Source organism: Photobacterium sp. GB-210, from assembly GCF_003026075.1.
In the GTDB taxonomy this organism is placed as follows: Bacteria; Pseudomonadota; Gammaproteobacteria; order Enterobacterales; family Vibrionaceae; genus Photobacterium.
On sequence record NZ_PYNU01000017.1, the window covers coordinates 50,852 to 65,189 of the forward strand.

General features: G+C 39.2%; 13 protein-coding genes. 10 read left to right on the top strand and 3 right to left on the bottom strand.

From position 1 onward, the window contains the following. Window positions 1-640 precede the first annotated feature (640 nt). The gene (locus tag C9J38_RS16390) at window positions 641-1,831 is read right to left on the bottom strand and encodes a site-specific DNA-methyltransferase (protein WP_107208033.1); all 1,191 of its coding nucleotides are present in this window, start codon (window positions 1,829-1,831) and stop codon (window positions 641-643) included. Window positions 1,832-1,851: 20 nt separating this feature from the next. Here C9J38_RS16390 and C9J38_RS16395 point away from each other — a divergent pair, with 20 nt between their 5' ends. Then, window positions 1,852-3,219: a DNA adenine methylase gene (locus C9J38_RS16395; protein WP_158259514.1), complete on the top strand. Its 1,368-nt coding sequence runs from the start codon at window positions 1,852-1,854 to the stop codon at window positions 3,217-3,219. 103 nt (window positions 3,220-3,322) lie between these two features. On the opposite strand, the gene C9J38_RS16400 is transcribed toward C9J38_RS16395, so the two are convergent. Then, the gene (locus C9J38_RS16400) at window positions 3,323-4,549 is read right to left on the bottom strand and encodes a phospholipase D family protein (protein WP_107208034.1); all 1,227 of its coding nucleotides are present in this window, start codon (window positions 4,547-4,549) and stop codon (window positions 3,323-3,325) included. Between the two features lie 634 nt (window positions 4,550-5,183). On the opposite strand from C9J38_RS16400, the gene C9J38_RS16405 reads away from it, so the two are divergent. Together C9J38_RS16405 and C9J38_RS16410 are read left to right on the top strand one after the other, a co-directional pair. Further along, window positions 5,184-5,432 (top strand): pyocin activator PrtN family protein, encoded by a 249-nt coding sequence (locus tag C9J38_RS16405; RefSeq protein WP_158259515.1) that lies wholly within the window; start codon window positions 5,184-5,186, stop codon window positions 5,430-5,432. Between the two features lie 695 nt (window positions 5,433-6,127). Next, window positions 6,128-6,367, top strand: a complete 240-nt coding sequence (locus tag C9J38_RS16410) for a hypothetical protein (RefSeq protein ID WP_107208036.1) — start codon at window positions 6,128-6,130, stop codon at window positions 6,365-6,367. Window positions 6,368-6,420: 53 nt separating this feature from the next. Here C9J38_RS16410 and C9J38_RS22070 read toward each other — a convergent pair whose 3' ends face one another. Then, window positions 6,421-6,855 (bottom strand): tyrosine-type recombinase/integrase, encoded by a 435-nt coding sequence (locus C9J38_RS22070; RefSeq protein WP_199195427.1) that lies wholly within the window; start codon window positions 6,853-6,855, stop codon window positions 6,421-6,423. A 234-nt stretch (window positions 6,856-7,089) separates the two neighbouring features. Here C9J38_RS22070 and dusA point away from each other — a divergent pair, with 234 nt between their 5' ends. The 7 genes from dusA to C9J38_RS16450 all read left to right on the top strand — a co-directional run bounded on the left by dusA (window position 7,090) and on the right by C9J38_RS16450 (window position 14,249). Then, window positions 7,090-8,106, top strand: coding sequence for a tRNA dihydrouridine(20/20a) synthase DusA (gene dusA, locus C9J38_RS16420; protein WP_107208052.1), 1,017 nt, complete (start codon window positions 7,090-7,092; stop codon window positions 8,104-8,106). Window positions 8,107-8,371: 265 nt separating this feature from the next. Then, complete coding sequence (pspG, locus tag C9J38_RS16425; protein ID WP_045129268.1) at window positions 8,372-8,614, top strand: envelope stress response protein PspG; 243 nt, start codon at window positions 8,372-8,374, stop codon at window positions 8,612-8,614. 172 nt (window positions 8,615-8,786) lie between these two features. Next, a complete protein-coding gene (locus C9J38_RS16430; protein ID WP_107208037.1) occupies window positions 8,787-9,416 on the top strand; it encodes a TIGR04219 family outer membrane beta-barrel protein in 630 nt (209 codons plus the stop codon). A gap of 149 nt (window positions 9,417-9,565) precedes the next feature. Next, window positions 9,566-9,796 carry a thymidylate kinase gene (locus C9J38_RS16435; RefSeq protein WP_107208038.1) on the top strand — a complete coding sequence of 77 codons (231 nt, stop codon included), beginning with the start codon at window positions 9,566-9,568 and terminating at the stop codon, window positions 9,794-9,796. A 187-nt stretch (window positions 9,797-9,983) separates the two neighbouring features. Then, complete coding sequence (locus tag C9J38_RS16440; protein WP_107208039.1) at window positions 9,984-11,801, top strand: assimilatory sulfite reductase (NADPH) flavoprotein subunit; 1,818 nt, start codon at window positions 9,984-9,986, stop codon at window positions 11,799-11,801. After that, the gene (gene cysI, locus C9J38_RS16445; RefSeq protein WP_107208040.1) at window positions 11,801-13,492 is read left to right on the top strand and encodes an assimilatory sulfite reductase (NADPH) hemoprotein subunit; all 1,692 of its coding nucleotides are present in this window, start codon (window positions 11,801-11,803) and stop codon (window positions 13,490-13,492) included. Before C9J38_RS16440 ends, cysI begins: the two co-directional genes overlap by 1 nt. Next, a complete protein-coding gene (locus C9J38_RS16450) occupies window positions 13,485-14,249 on the top strand; it encodes a phosphoadenylyl-sulfate reductase (protein ID WP_107208041.1) in 765 nt (254 codons plus the stop codon). Before cysI ends, C9J38_RS16450 begins: the two co-directional genes overlap by 8 nt. The last annotated feature ends 89 nt before the right edge of the window (window positions 14,250-14,338 follow it).

A 14,338-nucleotide genomic window follows, 5' to 3' on the forward strand; every position in this document is an offset into this window, starting at 1 on the left:
AGGGTTTTACATAATATTTATTAAAAAGCACAGAGCTTCTCTTTTTAGAATGCTTTGAAATAAAGCTATATGACAATGGTGTAAGTAAGTTCTCGCTTTCACTTTATTGCTTCTGCTTTGGCTTAACGACGTTTTAATGTAGAATCCGCTTTCTTCAGAATATCCCTCAAGCTACATCAGTTAAGCATTTAGCGATCGTATCTTTTAGATACTGCGCAGTGAGGGGGTAAGATTCTGAATTTAAAAGTAAAGCAATCCAAATAGGGTATAAAAATGACAAATGTTGTAGACGAGACAATGAAAAATAACTTGTCAACTCAAAGTGTTACAGGCGATTTTCCAATGCAGCGTTTTTCTGTCGCACCGATGCTGGATAAGAACGATTAAGAGCTAATTGCCTGAAAATAAAAATTAATTTATTTTTCTTTTGTCATCGATTTGACCGCTGTTTTTACACTTGTCAGTCGTTCCTATCAAAACTCCCGTATTCCTCTCTCTCTTCTTACTTTACCTTTATCATTACCAAGTAGATAACCATGATGGTTATACCCGATAATAGTTAATTCTTAGCTATAAACTTAGTTGAAATAGAGAAATTTGTAAGTCACCTGAGTTGAGCAAAGTATTAGCTAAGAGCGAATCAAGACGAACTGGCTATAGGCCATTCTCCGAGGAACTCGAAAAAACTATCTATAGATTTGGATTTCACCTGATAATATGAAAAGCTTTCCCCCCCGTTCCATGATTGAGTTTTCGATATACCACCATTTTCACCATCAATGACCATTTTCATCCTTTCTACACAGTGTGTAATGGCATGCTCGCCAACCTCTATACCGATATAGTTCCTATTCATTTTATGCGCTGTTGCAGTGGTTGTACCCGAGCCTAGATATGGGTCTAAGACTAAGTCACCTTCATTAGTCGCGATTTCCAAGATTCGACCTATCAAGCTCTCTGGTTTAGGAGTATCAAAAAGAGCTTTATCAGAAAATAGCTCTTTTATATGCTTTTTAGCTTGTTTGTTAGTACCGACGTCTTCACCAAGCCAAAGAGTTTCAGGTGTAAGACTCAAATTACTATCATGAAGAAACTTTTTACGCCTTGGGACACCATCACCTTTTGCACCAAACCAGATATTTCCCTCTTCAATTTCTCTCTCCATTCTTTGTTGATTATATGCCCAACACCTACCTTGAGGCGCGATATGTTTCTTACCATTGGGTGCAACAATAGTGTAGAACTGACTTTTAGTCGCATGCCCATCTTGTACATTGAGAGAAACTGACTGCCACGGACCTCTCGGATCATTATCAGGATTTTTATATCTAGCTAGTTGCTCTTCTGAAGGAGGTAAAGCATTTCGGTACTTAGAGAAAGCATTTAAATTTTTAGCATAAACAAGGATATATTCATGGTTATTAGAAAAAACTTTCCTATTTTCTCTTGTGGTTCTCTGCTGCCAAACAATCGTTGTCACAAAGTTCTGTCTACCAAAAACACGATCAGCTACAACCTTTAAGTAGTGCATTTCATTATCGTCAATAGAGATCCATACACTACCTGTCTCTTTAAGTAGCGGTTTGAATAGAAACAAAGTTTCCTCCATTTCATTCAACCAATCTTCATGCTCAAGGTTATCCTCATAGTGGTTGTATTTATCACCATTATTATAAGGTGGATCTAGGTATATGCATTGTACGGAATTAGCCTTTGACAATGACAAAAGGGGTAACACTTCTTTATTACAACCGTGTACAATCGCTCGTCGGGAAAGTGCATCATGCGACGCCTTCAACAAAGGTTGTTTGTTTGCTGTTTTATTATTCATTTAAATCAAAGACTTATGTTATGGTTAAGATGCAAAATTCAGAGCTAATTCTATCATGTGATGGAATTGATGAAAGTAAAAATGACATATTCAGGCCTATCCATTATCTAGGAAGCAAGCTAAGAGTTCTTGAACAAATCGATGGTATTATTTCAAACCTAGCCTCGACTGGAGATCATGTTGTTGATCTGTTCAGTGGCTCAGGTACTGTGTCGAACTTTTTATCCAACAAGTACTCTGTCACTGGTAACGATATCCAAGAATATTCGCGTGTAATCAATAGTGCGCTCCTGTGTTCGAGGGTTGGCATGTTGGAAGCTGAACGATTTTTAACATCATGTACTAACTCTTACTTTCATGATTTAAGTGAAAAATGTATAAACCCACTAATAAACCTCGAAAGAAGTGCGATTAAAGAATCATTTGATGGCGACAATCACCTTTTATGTAATGTCATCGAGTCAGGTTCAATAATGGCTAGTGATGCAATAGAAGGAAGCCCTTTATTTGAAGCATTAAATGTTGTCAAAAACAGACTAAACAGTGCTCAAGTCCTTCATTCAAATCAATTCATCGCAACAAAGTACTTTGGTGGGGTTTATTTTTCATATAAGCAAGCAGTAGATTTTGATGTGATTGCTTATGAAATATCGTTACTGAAAAACACACCAAAAGACATTTATATGGCCGCTCTACTTAGCACAGTCAGCGAAGTAGTAAACAGCGTAGGTAAGCATTTTGCTCAGCCAATTAGACCAAGATATAAAGATGGTAGACCAAAAAACAACCTAGCAAAGTCAGTTTCCAAAGATAGGGATATTGATGTGATGTCCACATATAGGAAATTCCTATATAAATACGTTGAATCTAGTAAGAGAAAGTATCCCAACTATGCAACAAAACTAGACTTTAAGAATGCACTAGAAGAAAGTGAAAACGTTAAAGTCGTATACGCAGATCCTCCTTACACGAGAGATCATTACAGTCGTTTTTATCATGTACTGGAAACGTTGGCTTTACAAGACTCTCCTGATATATCAACAACTAATATAAAAGGAGAAGTTAAGTACAGTCGCGGAATCTATCGTGAGAATAGGCATCAATCACCATTCTGCATTCGCTCAAAAGCGCCAAGTGCATTTGAGGAGTTATTTTATCTTACTAAAAATTCAGGTGCTTCCCTCGTTCTTTCTTACTCGCCATTTAGTAGTGAAAGTAAGGCACATCCTAGGGTAATGGATATCGATACAATTAATAACTTAGGTAAAAAATATTTCTCTAACATTGAGTGCATTAGCGCTGGAGAGTTACGTCACAGCAAGCTAAACCATTCCTCTAAGCATCTAAATGCCTCCGATGAAGCTGAACTATTCTTTATCTTTAAGTGATTTTTAAGTGTGCACTTTAAGTGCACACTCACAATCTTACAATTAGAAGATGTAAAATATTTATTTCTATATTTTAAATATCAGCTATCAGGAAAATATAATTTTATTTAAGTATTAATGATACTAATGGAGTATTACCAATTATATCATTAGCTTCAATTTCTGTTAGAACCTTTTCTTTTCTTCCTTTGAGGAAACCCTTTAATTTTAAGTGCAAAGATCCCAATCCATTTGATGGGTGAGAAAATATAACCTTATATGTATTGTTTGTTCTAATTATCAAAAAAATAGGTGCCGTATTTTTTATATTAGTAATATCTATCATAAAGTTAGATTTAATCTCAGGTTCAGCTTTGCCTTTTGATTTACCTTCTTTTCTACTTGCTATACCTATGGCATAGTTACTACTAGCTTTTACAGTAATGGAGGGATTTACCACCTGACCTAAATAACCATCCTTATTGTATATTTCGTAAAAAATACGATCACCAATCTTAAACTTAAAAAATTTTCTATAGGCTTCTTCACTAAATAGTATTTGAGAGTAATCTCCTCTTTCTCTAGCTGTCATAGCCTCTCTTGCAAGAAATGTGATTTCTTGACCAGTTTCAACCGAGAAATCAATTGGCGGCACAACTTCAACATCATCAGTCTTAGTCAACCCAGAAGAAATTCCTTTTAACATAGCACCGCTAGATGGTTTTGGTTTAAATGCTCCTTTCTTACTAGATTCCTCTCCCTTCTTCCCATTTCCTGAGTAAGATTTTGAGTCATTCTCTTTTGCTCCATTAACAATACTTTCATTATCAATGGATAAAAGAAAACTGCTGTGCTCTTCTAAAAAACCCTCCCAAGATTTTAATGTGCCAGAAAAGTCTTCTTTAGACTGTTCTATTGAAAAGAAAGCTTCCCAATTACTTGAGATCCCTGATTCTGTTAAATTGCCAGAACCAATAATTACTTCACCTTCTCCATTTTCTCTTAAAAACCATGTAAATTTAGGGTGAAACAACTTATTTTCTTTGTGATAAAAGACATTTACTTTAAGATTCGAATGTCTTTCTTGAAGCTCCGCTAATTTTGTTAGAGATTTTGTATTAGTGATTTCATCAATACCTACTATCAAATGATAAATACTACCTGGTCTTTCTAGAAAATGAGAAAAGTCGGCTTGTGAAAATAGTAAGTCAATCCCTTTCGCTGAGGCAAATGCGTAAGTGCCTCCACCCGAGACTGCCAACTTACTCCCTTTCCCCAAAGCATCAATTAAAGAGCCACTACCTTTAAATGGTGTTTGAATAGTAAAACTCATCTGTTTATCTACCTTCATCAGAACACTGTTCTGATAATACTATTTAATTATCAGTAGGTTAAAGGAAAATATTGTAATGTCTCAATAATTCGTGACATAGGTAACAAGTGATCTTAATAGTGTTTTTGAAAATAAATGTTGGTTTTCCTAAGATCTACTTGATTGATTATTTCGAACCTTAAAAATAATAACCTCTAATCACTTAGTACCTTTTTATCAGTGAAAAACAATCTCTCCAACATTTCAGAGTCAGAGCTCATCACCAACAATAAGATTAGAGAAATAAAAACTCTCCTCTGCTTTGCTTTGCTTTAAAACAACGTCAGACCCCGCAGACTGCCTATGAATATAAATAATCTTAATTGGAAAAACTGTCATCAGTTATGGCGTGGCCCACTACAAACTAATAGGTATGTATGTATGTTGATAAAGAAAGTACTTGGTAACTTGGAAGAGATGGAAACTTTATATAAAAGAATTTCTGTGAGACTTAAAGTTAATGTAAATAAGTTTATGCCTATCTATTAGATCAAGATTATTTATGGCATTTATTGTTAATTAATACTAAACACGCAAAATCGCTCCACTAATGGGGTTTTCTCTCCACTTTTACGGTTATCCTTTCTTTAACAGCGGAAGATTGGATCTATATATGAGAAATAATTCAACGTTTACTGCGCTGCTAACGAAGTATGACAATCAAATTCTCGTTCCTCTGTCTGTTGTCTGTGATGAGTTTCTAGGTGTTAATTACCGAGTGGCACGCCGCCAATATGCGAACAATCGCTTACCTATTCCTACTTTTCGTCTGAGCAATTCTCAAAAAGCGCCGCTTCTCATCCACCTTGAAGATCTTGCTTGTTTTATTGAATTACAACGTTCACGTGCTAAGTATCAATAGTATGTGACAACCAGTTTTCCTAAGGAGTATTGATCATATTGATGATCATTAATCGTAAGAGCTCCGAACTGCCCGTGTGAGTAGCACATCGCACCGTCTTCTAAAGACGCACCTGCCCGCCTTCAGCAAATAAGACAATAACGACGATGGTTACTGTTTACTAACCTAATCATTCTTAAATGGATGAAACTTTTAATGTGTTGTTGAACTCACTGGGTAGAAAACATGTGGAGCGTTACTGGCAAAGGCACAATATTTAGCGGATTCTACTAAGCGTGATCATCACTATGCCATTGAGTATGTGTGGTGTGATTTGTTGGGGAGAATAGGTTAATGATAGGAAATTAATTAGCTGTCAGTGATAGATTAAACTTATAAAGATCAGAATCTTGTACTTTGGGGGGCAAATATTAAGAAAATATCTGGCCACGATTATAATGCACGTGATGATTTTTCGAAGAGTTGACGGACTTATTGCGTAATGTAACGAATGTTTTGCGGAATATAGCCAAAAGTTGTCATTGCTATAGTTGAAATTGATCTGAGTGTTTATTGTCTTAATCGTTAGAAGTTAAAAATGTATCAGAGGTAGTTAATAGTCGTGCTTAGAAACCTTTGCTCGACTAATGAAAATGTTGATTTCAATAAACTGATAATGATCTACTGATAAAGTAAAAACATGATGAGTGCTCGAAATGTTGAAAACGATTGAAACGCTAGCAGATATACGTGAATGGTTGGCCGCAGTTCGCTCTGAATATAAGTTAAAGATAGAAAATGTTGAGCTTATTGTTGCTTCTGGCACTTTCAATGACGGTTCGACTGGCTACGGATTGGAAGTGCGCAATGAACAGGGTGATTCTTTAGCTGCAACCCCAATATCAAAACTGCTCTACGATATGTTCCGTTCTGAGATTGATATTTTTGAAGCGTGATTATTAATATTATGAGCCGCCAGTTTATTAGGCGGCTTTTGTTGTTGGTTAATTTATTTTAAGAATCGCTTATGTAATCTCTCTGGATTTAGCTCCGTATACACTTGCCAGAGCACTTTTAAGTCCTTATGACCAGTCACTTGTGCCACTTCTTCAATTGAAAATCCCATCTCGAATAACCGACTTGCACCTTCACGGCGCATATCGTGGTATCGAAGATCTACAATTCCTAATTTATTGCGCACTCGCTCAAGGTTTTGTTGGATCAAATAGCCGACGGTTTCTTGTTGTGGAATGATCCCGCCATGTTTAATGCCATTGAGTTTATTGATCTCTGTTTGGTCCCACTTCGTGGCTAGTTGGCGTTGTTCAAAAGTACGACTGTAATCAAGTGATTGACCGTTGTTCGCTTTATGGCGGATTCGACAACAGTATTTCGTTGTATTCGAGTGCTTGTTTTTTCGTTTAGTTATACTCATTGAAGCCATGATCTCTCCTTATCGGTTCCCCCCTTTGGCTTATAAGCGTTTTAGGGTAGAATCCGCTTTCCTCAGAATGTATGTGAAAGCGAGAGGGGATATTTCACTTAAGCAGGTCTTTTTCGCGTGCTTAATGAAAATATGACCATCTTTTTTGTGTCCAATCTGTGCCAAAACACGTAAAAAACGGTCCAAAATGAGTCCAAATAGGGTATTTATATGACAAATGTTGTAGACGAGACAATGAAAAATAACTTGTCAACTCAAAGTGTTACAGGCGATTTTCCAATGCAGCGTTTTTCTGTCGCACCGATGCTGGATTGGACTGATCGTCATTGTCGTTACTTTCACCGTTTAATGAGTAAAGAAGCATTGTTGTATACCGAGATGGTGACAACAGGCGCGATTATTCACGGTAAGGGCGATTTCTTAGCGTATAACGAAGAAGAGCATCCATTGGCGCTTCAACTGGGTGGTTCAAATCCAATTGATTTGGCGCGTTGTGCTAAGTTAGCGCAAGAGCGTGGCTACGATGAAATTAACTTAAACGTGGGCTGCCCATCTGATCGCGTACAAAACGGGATGTTTGGTGCTTGTCTAATGGGTGAAGCCGAGTTGGTAGCGCAGTGTATCACTGCGATGCGCGATGTCGTTGATATTCCTGTGACGGTAAAAACCCGTATTGGTATTGATGATCAAGATTCTTACGAGTTTTTAAAAGATTTTATCCACGTGGTATCTGAGAAAGGCGGTTGTGATAACTTTACTATCCATGCCCGTAAAGCATGGCTAAGTGGTTTAAGTCCGAAAGAGAACCGTGAAATTCCGCCACTAGACTACCCACGCGTTTACCAACTAAAGCAAGACTTTGCGCATTTAACCATGGCAATCAATGGTGGCATTAAAACGTTTGAAGAAATGGAAGAACACCTGAAACATATGGATGGTGTGATGGTCGGTCGTGAAGCGTACCAAAGCCCATATTTAATGGCGGAAGTGGATCAACGTTTATTTGGTAGTGAACGCCCTGTAATGAAGCGTCGTGAAGTGGTTGAAGCTATGTATCCATACATTGAAAAGCAACTCGCTAACGGTTCTTACTTGGGACATATTACACGCCATATGCTGGGCTTATTCCAAAGTATGCCGGGTGCACGTCAGTGGCGTCGACATATCAGTGAGAATGCTCACAAACCGGGTGCTGGTATTGAAGTTGTTCAGCAGGCGTTAGATAAAATTCCTGCGCACTTAGATGTTTAATTGCTAAATTGTTGTTGGCGAGATTCACGATAAATAAGTGAATTTGGCTAATGCAGAGAGAAAAGGCTAATCCGTATGGGTTGGCCTTTTTTGTATCTAATTGAAAATTAAGAGATAAATTTTTATATCATTTGGCGTGATTTGTGCAATTACATCTAATATTGATATTGAATAGGATCGCTTTCAACATGCTCTGTCGGTTTATATTGTGAACTTGATAGAAAAGCTTATCGTTGAAAGGTAATACTGGGTTAAGGAGAGGGTTATGTTTGAGTTTCTATTTTTGCTGACGTTTGCATTCGTGTTAGTTTTTACGGGTGTGAGTATTATTGGCATGATGATAGCCGTTGCGGCTGGTTTTGCGATCATGGCTGTGGTTGGCATGTTGGGTTTAGTGATTAAGTTATTACCATGGATCGTGTTAATTGCTATTGCGATTTGGTTGGTAAGAGATAATAAAAAAGTACAAGAATACAAAGATCGTCTATCTCGAACACGTCGTTATTAATCCACTGATAAATATATTTAAATGAAACATTATCGATAAAAATAATAGTAGGTTATTTCTGGCAAATTTAGTTAAAAAATATCATCAAAATAGATAAGAGCAGTGTTTTTTTAGGGTTTCTGGTATAGTTTCGCCGTTTAAAATTATTAATGATGAAGAGCGGAGACTCGACATGAAAAAAGTAATGCTTTCAGTAGCAGCGGCAATGGCAATGACTGCTGCTATTCCAGCACAGGCAGATACCCTTTTAGGTGTTAAAGTAGGCGCAGATGCATGGTTTGCAAATGCGAAAGTTGATGGCCATAAAAGCGATGATACATCAGCATCTTACTACGCATCTTTTGAACACTTCATTCCTTTAGTTCCTAACTTTATGGTTCGTTACAACAATATCGATGCAGATAATGTTGCATTTGAACAAAGTGATTTTACAGCGTACTACGAAATTCTAGATAATGATCTAGTGTCTTTAGATCTTGGTTTAACAATGACTAAGTTCGGTGGCGTTAAAATTCAAAACGATGATAGCTTCAGCGATTGGCAGCCAACTATTTACGGTAATGCGGAAATCGGTATTCCAGCAACACCATTAACAGTATTTGCTCAAGCAAACGCGGGTAAATATGATGGTACTCGTTTATTTGACGGACAAGCTGGTGTGAAATACACAATCGGTTTAGTGGCGGCAGATCTAAACATCCGTGGTGGTTACCGCATGATGGATTACGATTTCGATAAAGCGAAGAATGCTGGCGATGTTGATCTAAATGGTTGGTTCGCAGGTGTTGAAGTCGATTTCTAAGTCTTCTTAAGCTAACGAATTAATAAAAACCACGACAATGTCGTGGTTTTTTTATTGGCTGTTTCTAGGTTTTTGTACCATTTTTAAGTGTATACATTCCATCTTTTATGCTGAGCTAATAAAAGTGACAAAGGATAGGGAGTAAGGTTATGACACTGACTGAGCTACAACACCTTTATGTTAGCCAAGAATTGGTTGAGGCTGTGGTTGAGCCTTCAATTGGTGATGGTTATATCGTTGAATTTCGTCACCGTCGAGGTGGCTTGGTTCCTTTAACTGACGGGGCTGGCAGTGAACGTTGCTATCGTGATATTGATAGCGCAACTCAACAAGCTTTTGAAGTTGGATTTAATCAAGTTAGAATTGCTGATGAATACTAAAACCGATCATATTTCCTACCAGTAAAGGCGAGATAATCCTTATTGTTTGACGGCAACATAACGATTATTTCGCATTCACTTTTTTCTTAACCTTTAAAAAGGTTATAAAACATTCTTATCTATTCTTTCTTGTTATTACATGAAATGGCTAATCTAACAGTACGCAATGAATAGGGATCGTCGTGTCATGTTAGTGAAGGAATTATCGGCTTTAGCCAGTCCACTTAATGATCAGCAAATAGATCAACTGAAGCAAGCAGCGGCAGAATCATCGCCACAACAGCTTGCGTGGATCAGTGGCTACTTTTGGGGATTAAGCCAAACCCAGTCTCAATCAGCTGCAGAACCTGCAGCCCAAAATAATGTACTGGCTGCCGCAAAACCAGCCGGTAAACTCACCATCATTTATGCCTCGCAAACCGGTAATGCCAAAGGTGTTGCTGAAGCGTTAAAAGAAGAGGCACAAGCGGCTGATATTGCTGTTCAAGTGTTTTCTGCCGGCGACTATAAAGGTAAAAACCTCGCTAAGGAAACCCACGTGATTATCGTGGCATCAACCCATGGCGAAGGTGAAGCACCTGATGATGCTATTGAATTACATGAATTTTTACAATCAAAGAAAGCCCCTAAACTGGCAGATCTTAACTATGCCGTGATTGGTTTAGGTGATTCAAGTTATGAGTTCTTCTGTCAAACAGCGAAAGACTTTGATAACTACTTAGCGAAACTTGGCGCGCAGCCAATGCTTGAACGTTTAGATTGTGACGTTGACTATGAAGCACCTGCTGCTGAATGGCGTACGCAAGCATTAGCTAAAACCAAAGAAACTTTATCAACGGGTGAAGCTGAAGTTGTTCAACTGCCTGTTGGTCAAAAGCCTGCGGCTGTTTCTGCATACAATAAACAGAACCCTTACACCGCGAGTTTATTGGTAAGTCAAAAAATCACAGGCCGTGATTCAGGTAAAGATGTTCGCCATATTGAAATCGATTTAGAAGATTCAGGCTTAACGTATCAAGCGGGTGATGCACTCGGTGTGTGGTTTGAAAATGACCCACAGTTAGTGGATGCCATTTTAGCGAAGCTTGGCTTAGACGCGGATACCTCTGTTGATGTTGATGGTGCTGCATTAAGTCTACGTGATGCGTTGATTAGCAAATATGAAATTACTGCATCAAATCCACAGTTTGTGACCAAATACGCTGAGTTATCAGGTAGTAAAAAGCTTGAAAAGCTGGTGGCAGATCGTGAAAAGCTACGTGAGTATTCTGCGAAAACACAAATTATTGATGTATTAGCAGAAAAGAAAACAGCATTAACTGCAGAGCAATTAATCGGTCTACTTCGTCGTTTAACACCACGTTTATATTCTATTGCTTCAAGCCAAGAAGAAGTGGGTGAAGAAGTTCACTTAACTGTTGGGGTGGTTGAATACGCGCAAGGTGAAGAACAACGTCAAGGTGGCGCATCAAGCTTCTTAGCCCAGCGTTTAGAAGAAGGCGCTGAAGTTAAAGTCTTTGTTGAAACTAACAATAACTTTAAGTTACCAGCTGATGATAATACCCCTGTGATCATGGTGGGGCCGGGTACTGGTATTGCCCCATTCCGCGCCTTTGTTCAAGAGCGTGATAACCGTGAAGCACAAGGTAAAAACTGGTTATTCTTTGGCGACCGTACCTTCACAGAAGATTTCTTATACCAAGTTGAGTGGCAAAAATACTTAAAAGATGGGGTTGTTAATCAGATTGATGTGGCATTTAGCCGCGACCAAGCTGAGAAAGTTTACGTTCAGCACCGAATCTTAGAACAAGCTGCGCAAGTATGGCAGTGGCTGCAAGACGGCGCGCATGTTTATGTGTGTGGTGATGCTAATCAAATGGCAAAAGATGTTCATCAAGCGCTGATCACAGTGATTGAGCAACAAGGGAATAAAACGCGCGAGCAGGCTGAGCAGTATCTTAACGATCTGCGTAAGGATAAGCGCTATCAAAGGGATGTGTACTAATGACAGATCAAAAATTATCAGATAACGAACGTCTAAAGCGCGAGAGTAATTTTCTTCGCGGAACTATTGAGCAGGATCTTGGCGATCGTATGACCGGTGGTTTTACTGCAGATAACTTCCAGTTGATCCGTTTCCACGGTATGTATCAGCAAGATGATCGTGATATCCGTGCAGAGCGCGCAAAGCAAAAACTCGAACCACTGCATAACGTGATGTTACGTGCGCGTATGCCTGGCGGTATTATTACCCCTAAGCAGTGGTTAGCGATTGATAAGTTTGCCGATGAGCATACTTCTTATGGCAGTATTCGCTTAACTACCCGTCAGACGTTCCAGTTCCACGGTGTACTAAAACCTAATATCAAGCTGATGCACCAAACGCTAAACAGTATTGGTATCGATTCAATTGCGACAGCGGGTGATGTTAACCGAAACGTTCTATGTACGACTAACCCAGTAGAATCAGAGCTTCACCAAGAAGCATATGAGTGGGCGAAAAAGATCAGTGAACACTTGCTACCTAAAACCCGTGCCTATGCGGAAATTTGGTTAGACGGTGAAAAGCTAGAAACGACAGATGAAGAGCCAATTTTAGGTAGCAATTACCTACCGCGTAAATTTAAAACCACGGTTGTGATCCCACCTCAAAATGATGTGGACGTGCATGCCAACGATCTTAACTTTGTTGCGATTGCAGACAACGGCAAGTTAGTGGGCTTCAACGTACTAGTGGGTGGCGGCTTGGCAATGACTCACGGCGATCATTCCACTTACCCTCGTCGTGCTGATGACTTTGGCTTTATTCCACTAGAGAAAACGTTAGATGTTGCAGCCGCAGTGGTAACAACACAGCGTGATTGGGGTAACCGTTCAAACCGTAAGAATGCAAAAACTAAGTACACGTTAGATCGTGTAGGTAGTGATGTATTTAAAGCGGAAGTTGAAAAACGTGCGGGTGTGAAGTTTGAAGACAGTCGACCTTATGAGTTTACCGATCGTGGTGATCGCATTGGTTGGGTTGAAGGTATCGACGGCAAGCATCACCTCGCATTGTTTATTGAAAATGGACGTTTGTTGGATTACCCAAACAAGCCTTTAAAAACCGGTGTTGCTGAAATTGCCAAAGTACACCAAGGCGATTTCCGTATGACGGCTAACCAAAACTTAATTGTTGCGGGTGTGTTAGCAAAAGACAAAGACAAGATCGAAAAGATCGCGCGCGATCATGGTTTGATTGATGACGGTGTTAGCGAGCAGCGTAAAAACTCAATGGCCTGTGTTTCATTGCCAACCTGTCCATTAGCGATGGCGGAAGCAGAGCGTTTCTTACCTGAATTTGTTACCGATGTTGAAGGCATTCTAGAAAAACACGGCTTAGACGATGATGAAAACATCATTCTTCGTGTCACGGGTTGTCCAAATGGCTGTGGTCGTGCGATGTTGGCGGAAATTGGCCTCGTAGGTAAAGCGCCGGGTCGTTATAACTTACATTTAGGCGGTAACCGTAACGGAACACGTGTACCTAAGATGTACCGTGAAAATATTACTGTTGCGCAGATCATGGATGAAATTGATAGCTTAGTGGGCCGTTGGTCTACAGAGCGTCAAGAAAGTGAAGACTTTGGTGATTTCACTATTCGCGCAGGCATTATTGATGAAGTAAAAGTATCAAAGAGAGATTTTTATGGCTAAATTTCAACTGGCTGAGTTACTTGAGCTGCCTAAAGTGAGTCAAATTATTCAGCTGGCTGAAATCAATGCCGCGCTGGAGGATATGACGGCAGAGCAGCGAGTAAGCTGGGCTATCGACAACCTTGAAGGTGGGTTTGCATTAGCATCAAGTTTTGGTATTCAATCTGCTGTGATGTTGCATTTAGTCACAACAGTAAAGCCTGATATTCCTGTGGTATTAACCGATACGGGGTATTTATTTCCTGAAACGTATCAGTTTATTGATAGCTTAACCAAACGATTAGATCTTAATCTTCATGTCTACAGCGCAAAACAAAGCGCCGCATGGCAAGAAGCACGTTATGGTCAACTGTGGTTACAAGGGGTTGATGGTATTAAGCAATATAATTTGCTGAACAAAGTTGAGCCGATGCGTCGAGCATTAGATGAACTGCAAGTGAAAACATGGTTTTCTGGGCTCCGTCGTGAACAATCAAGCTCACGTGCAACATTACCGGTATTAGCGATCCAGAATGGACGCTTTAAGTTCCTGCCATTAATTGATTGGAGTAATGAGCAAATCGATCTGTATTTACAACAGCATGATTTGCCTTATCACCCATTAAAAGCGCAAGACTATCTTTCTGTCGGTGATGTCCATACAACAGTTAAGTGGCAACCGGGGATGAAAGAAGAAGAAACGCGATTCTTTGGTCTAAAACGTGAGTGTGGTTTACACGAAGACAGCGATACAGAAGCGGATGGTTCAGGAATTTAACCGATAGCAAATCAGAACTAGTGTAATAGAAAAGGGCGAGATCGATGATCTCGCCCTTTTATTTTGTCGATGCTTTGAGCAATAACAAG

Bases quoted from the DNA above. Each gene is read 5' to 3' on its own strand.
- C9J38_RS16390 (WP_107208033.1), bottom strand. From the start codon at position 1,831: ATGAATAATAAAACAGCAAACAAACAACCTTTGTTGAAGGCGTCGCAT.
- C9J38_RS16395 (WP_158259514.1), top strand. From the start codon at position 1,852: ATGGTTAAGATGCAAAATTCAGAGCTAATTCTATCATGTGATGGAATT.
- C9J38_RS16400 (WP_107208034.1), bottom strand. From the start codon at position 4,549: ATGAAGGTAGATAAACAGATGAGTTTTACTATTCAAACACCATTTAAA.
- C9J38_RS16405 (WP_158259515.1), top strand. From the start codon at position 5,184: ATGAGAAATAATTCAACGTTTACTGCGCTGCTAACGAAGTATGACAAT.
- C9J38_RS16410 (WP_107208036.1), top strand. From the start codon at position 6,128: ATGTTGAAAACGATTGAAACGCTAGCAGATATACGTGAATGGTTGGCC.
- C9J38_RS22070 (WP_199195427.1), bottom strand. From the start codon at position 6,855: ATGGCTTCAATGAGTATAACTAAACGAAAAAACAAGCACTCGAATACA.
- dusA (WP_107208052.1), top strand. From the start codon at position 7,090: ATGAAAAATAACTTGTCAACTCAAAGTGTTACAGGCGATTTTCCAATG.
- pspG (WP_045129268.1), top strand. From the start codon at position 8,372: ATGTTTGAGTTTCTATTTTTGCTGACGTTTGCATTCGTGTTAGTTTTT.
- C9J38_RS16430 (WP_107208037.1), top strand. From the start codon at position 8,787: ATGAAAAAAGTAATGCTTTCAGTAGCAGCGGCAATGGCAATGACTGCT.
- C9J38_RS16435 (WP_107208038.1), top strand. From the start codon at position 9,566: ATGACACTGACTGAGCTACAACACCTTTATGTTAGCCAAGAATTGGTT.
- C9J38_RS16440 (WP_107208039.1), top strand. From the start codon at position 9,984: ATGTTAGTGAAGGAATTATCGGCTTTAGCCAGTCCACTTAATGATCAG.
- cysI (WP_107208040.1), top strand. From the start codon at position 11,801: ATGACAGATCAAAAATTATCAGATAACGAACGTCTAAAGCGCGAGAGT.
- C9J38_RS16450 (WP_107208041.1), top strand. From the start codon at position 13,485: ATGGCTAAATTTCAACTGGCTGAGTTACTTGAGCTGCCTAAAGTGAGT.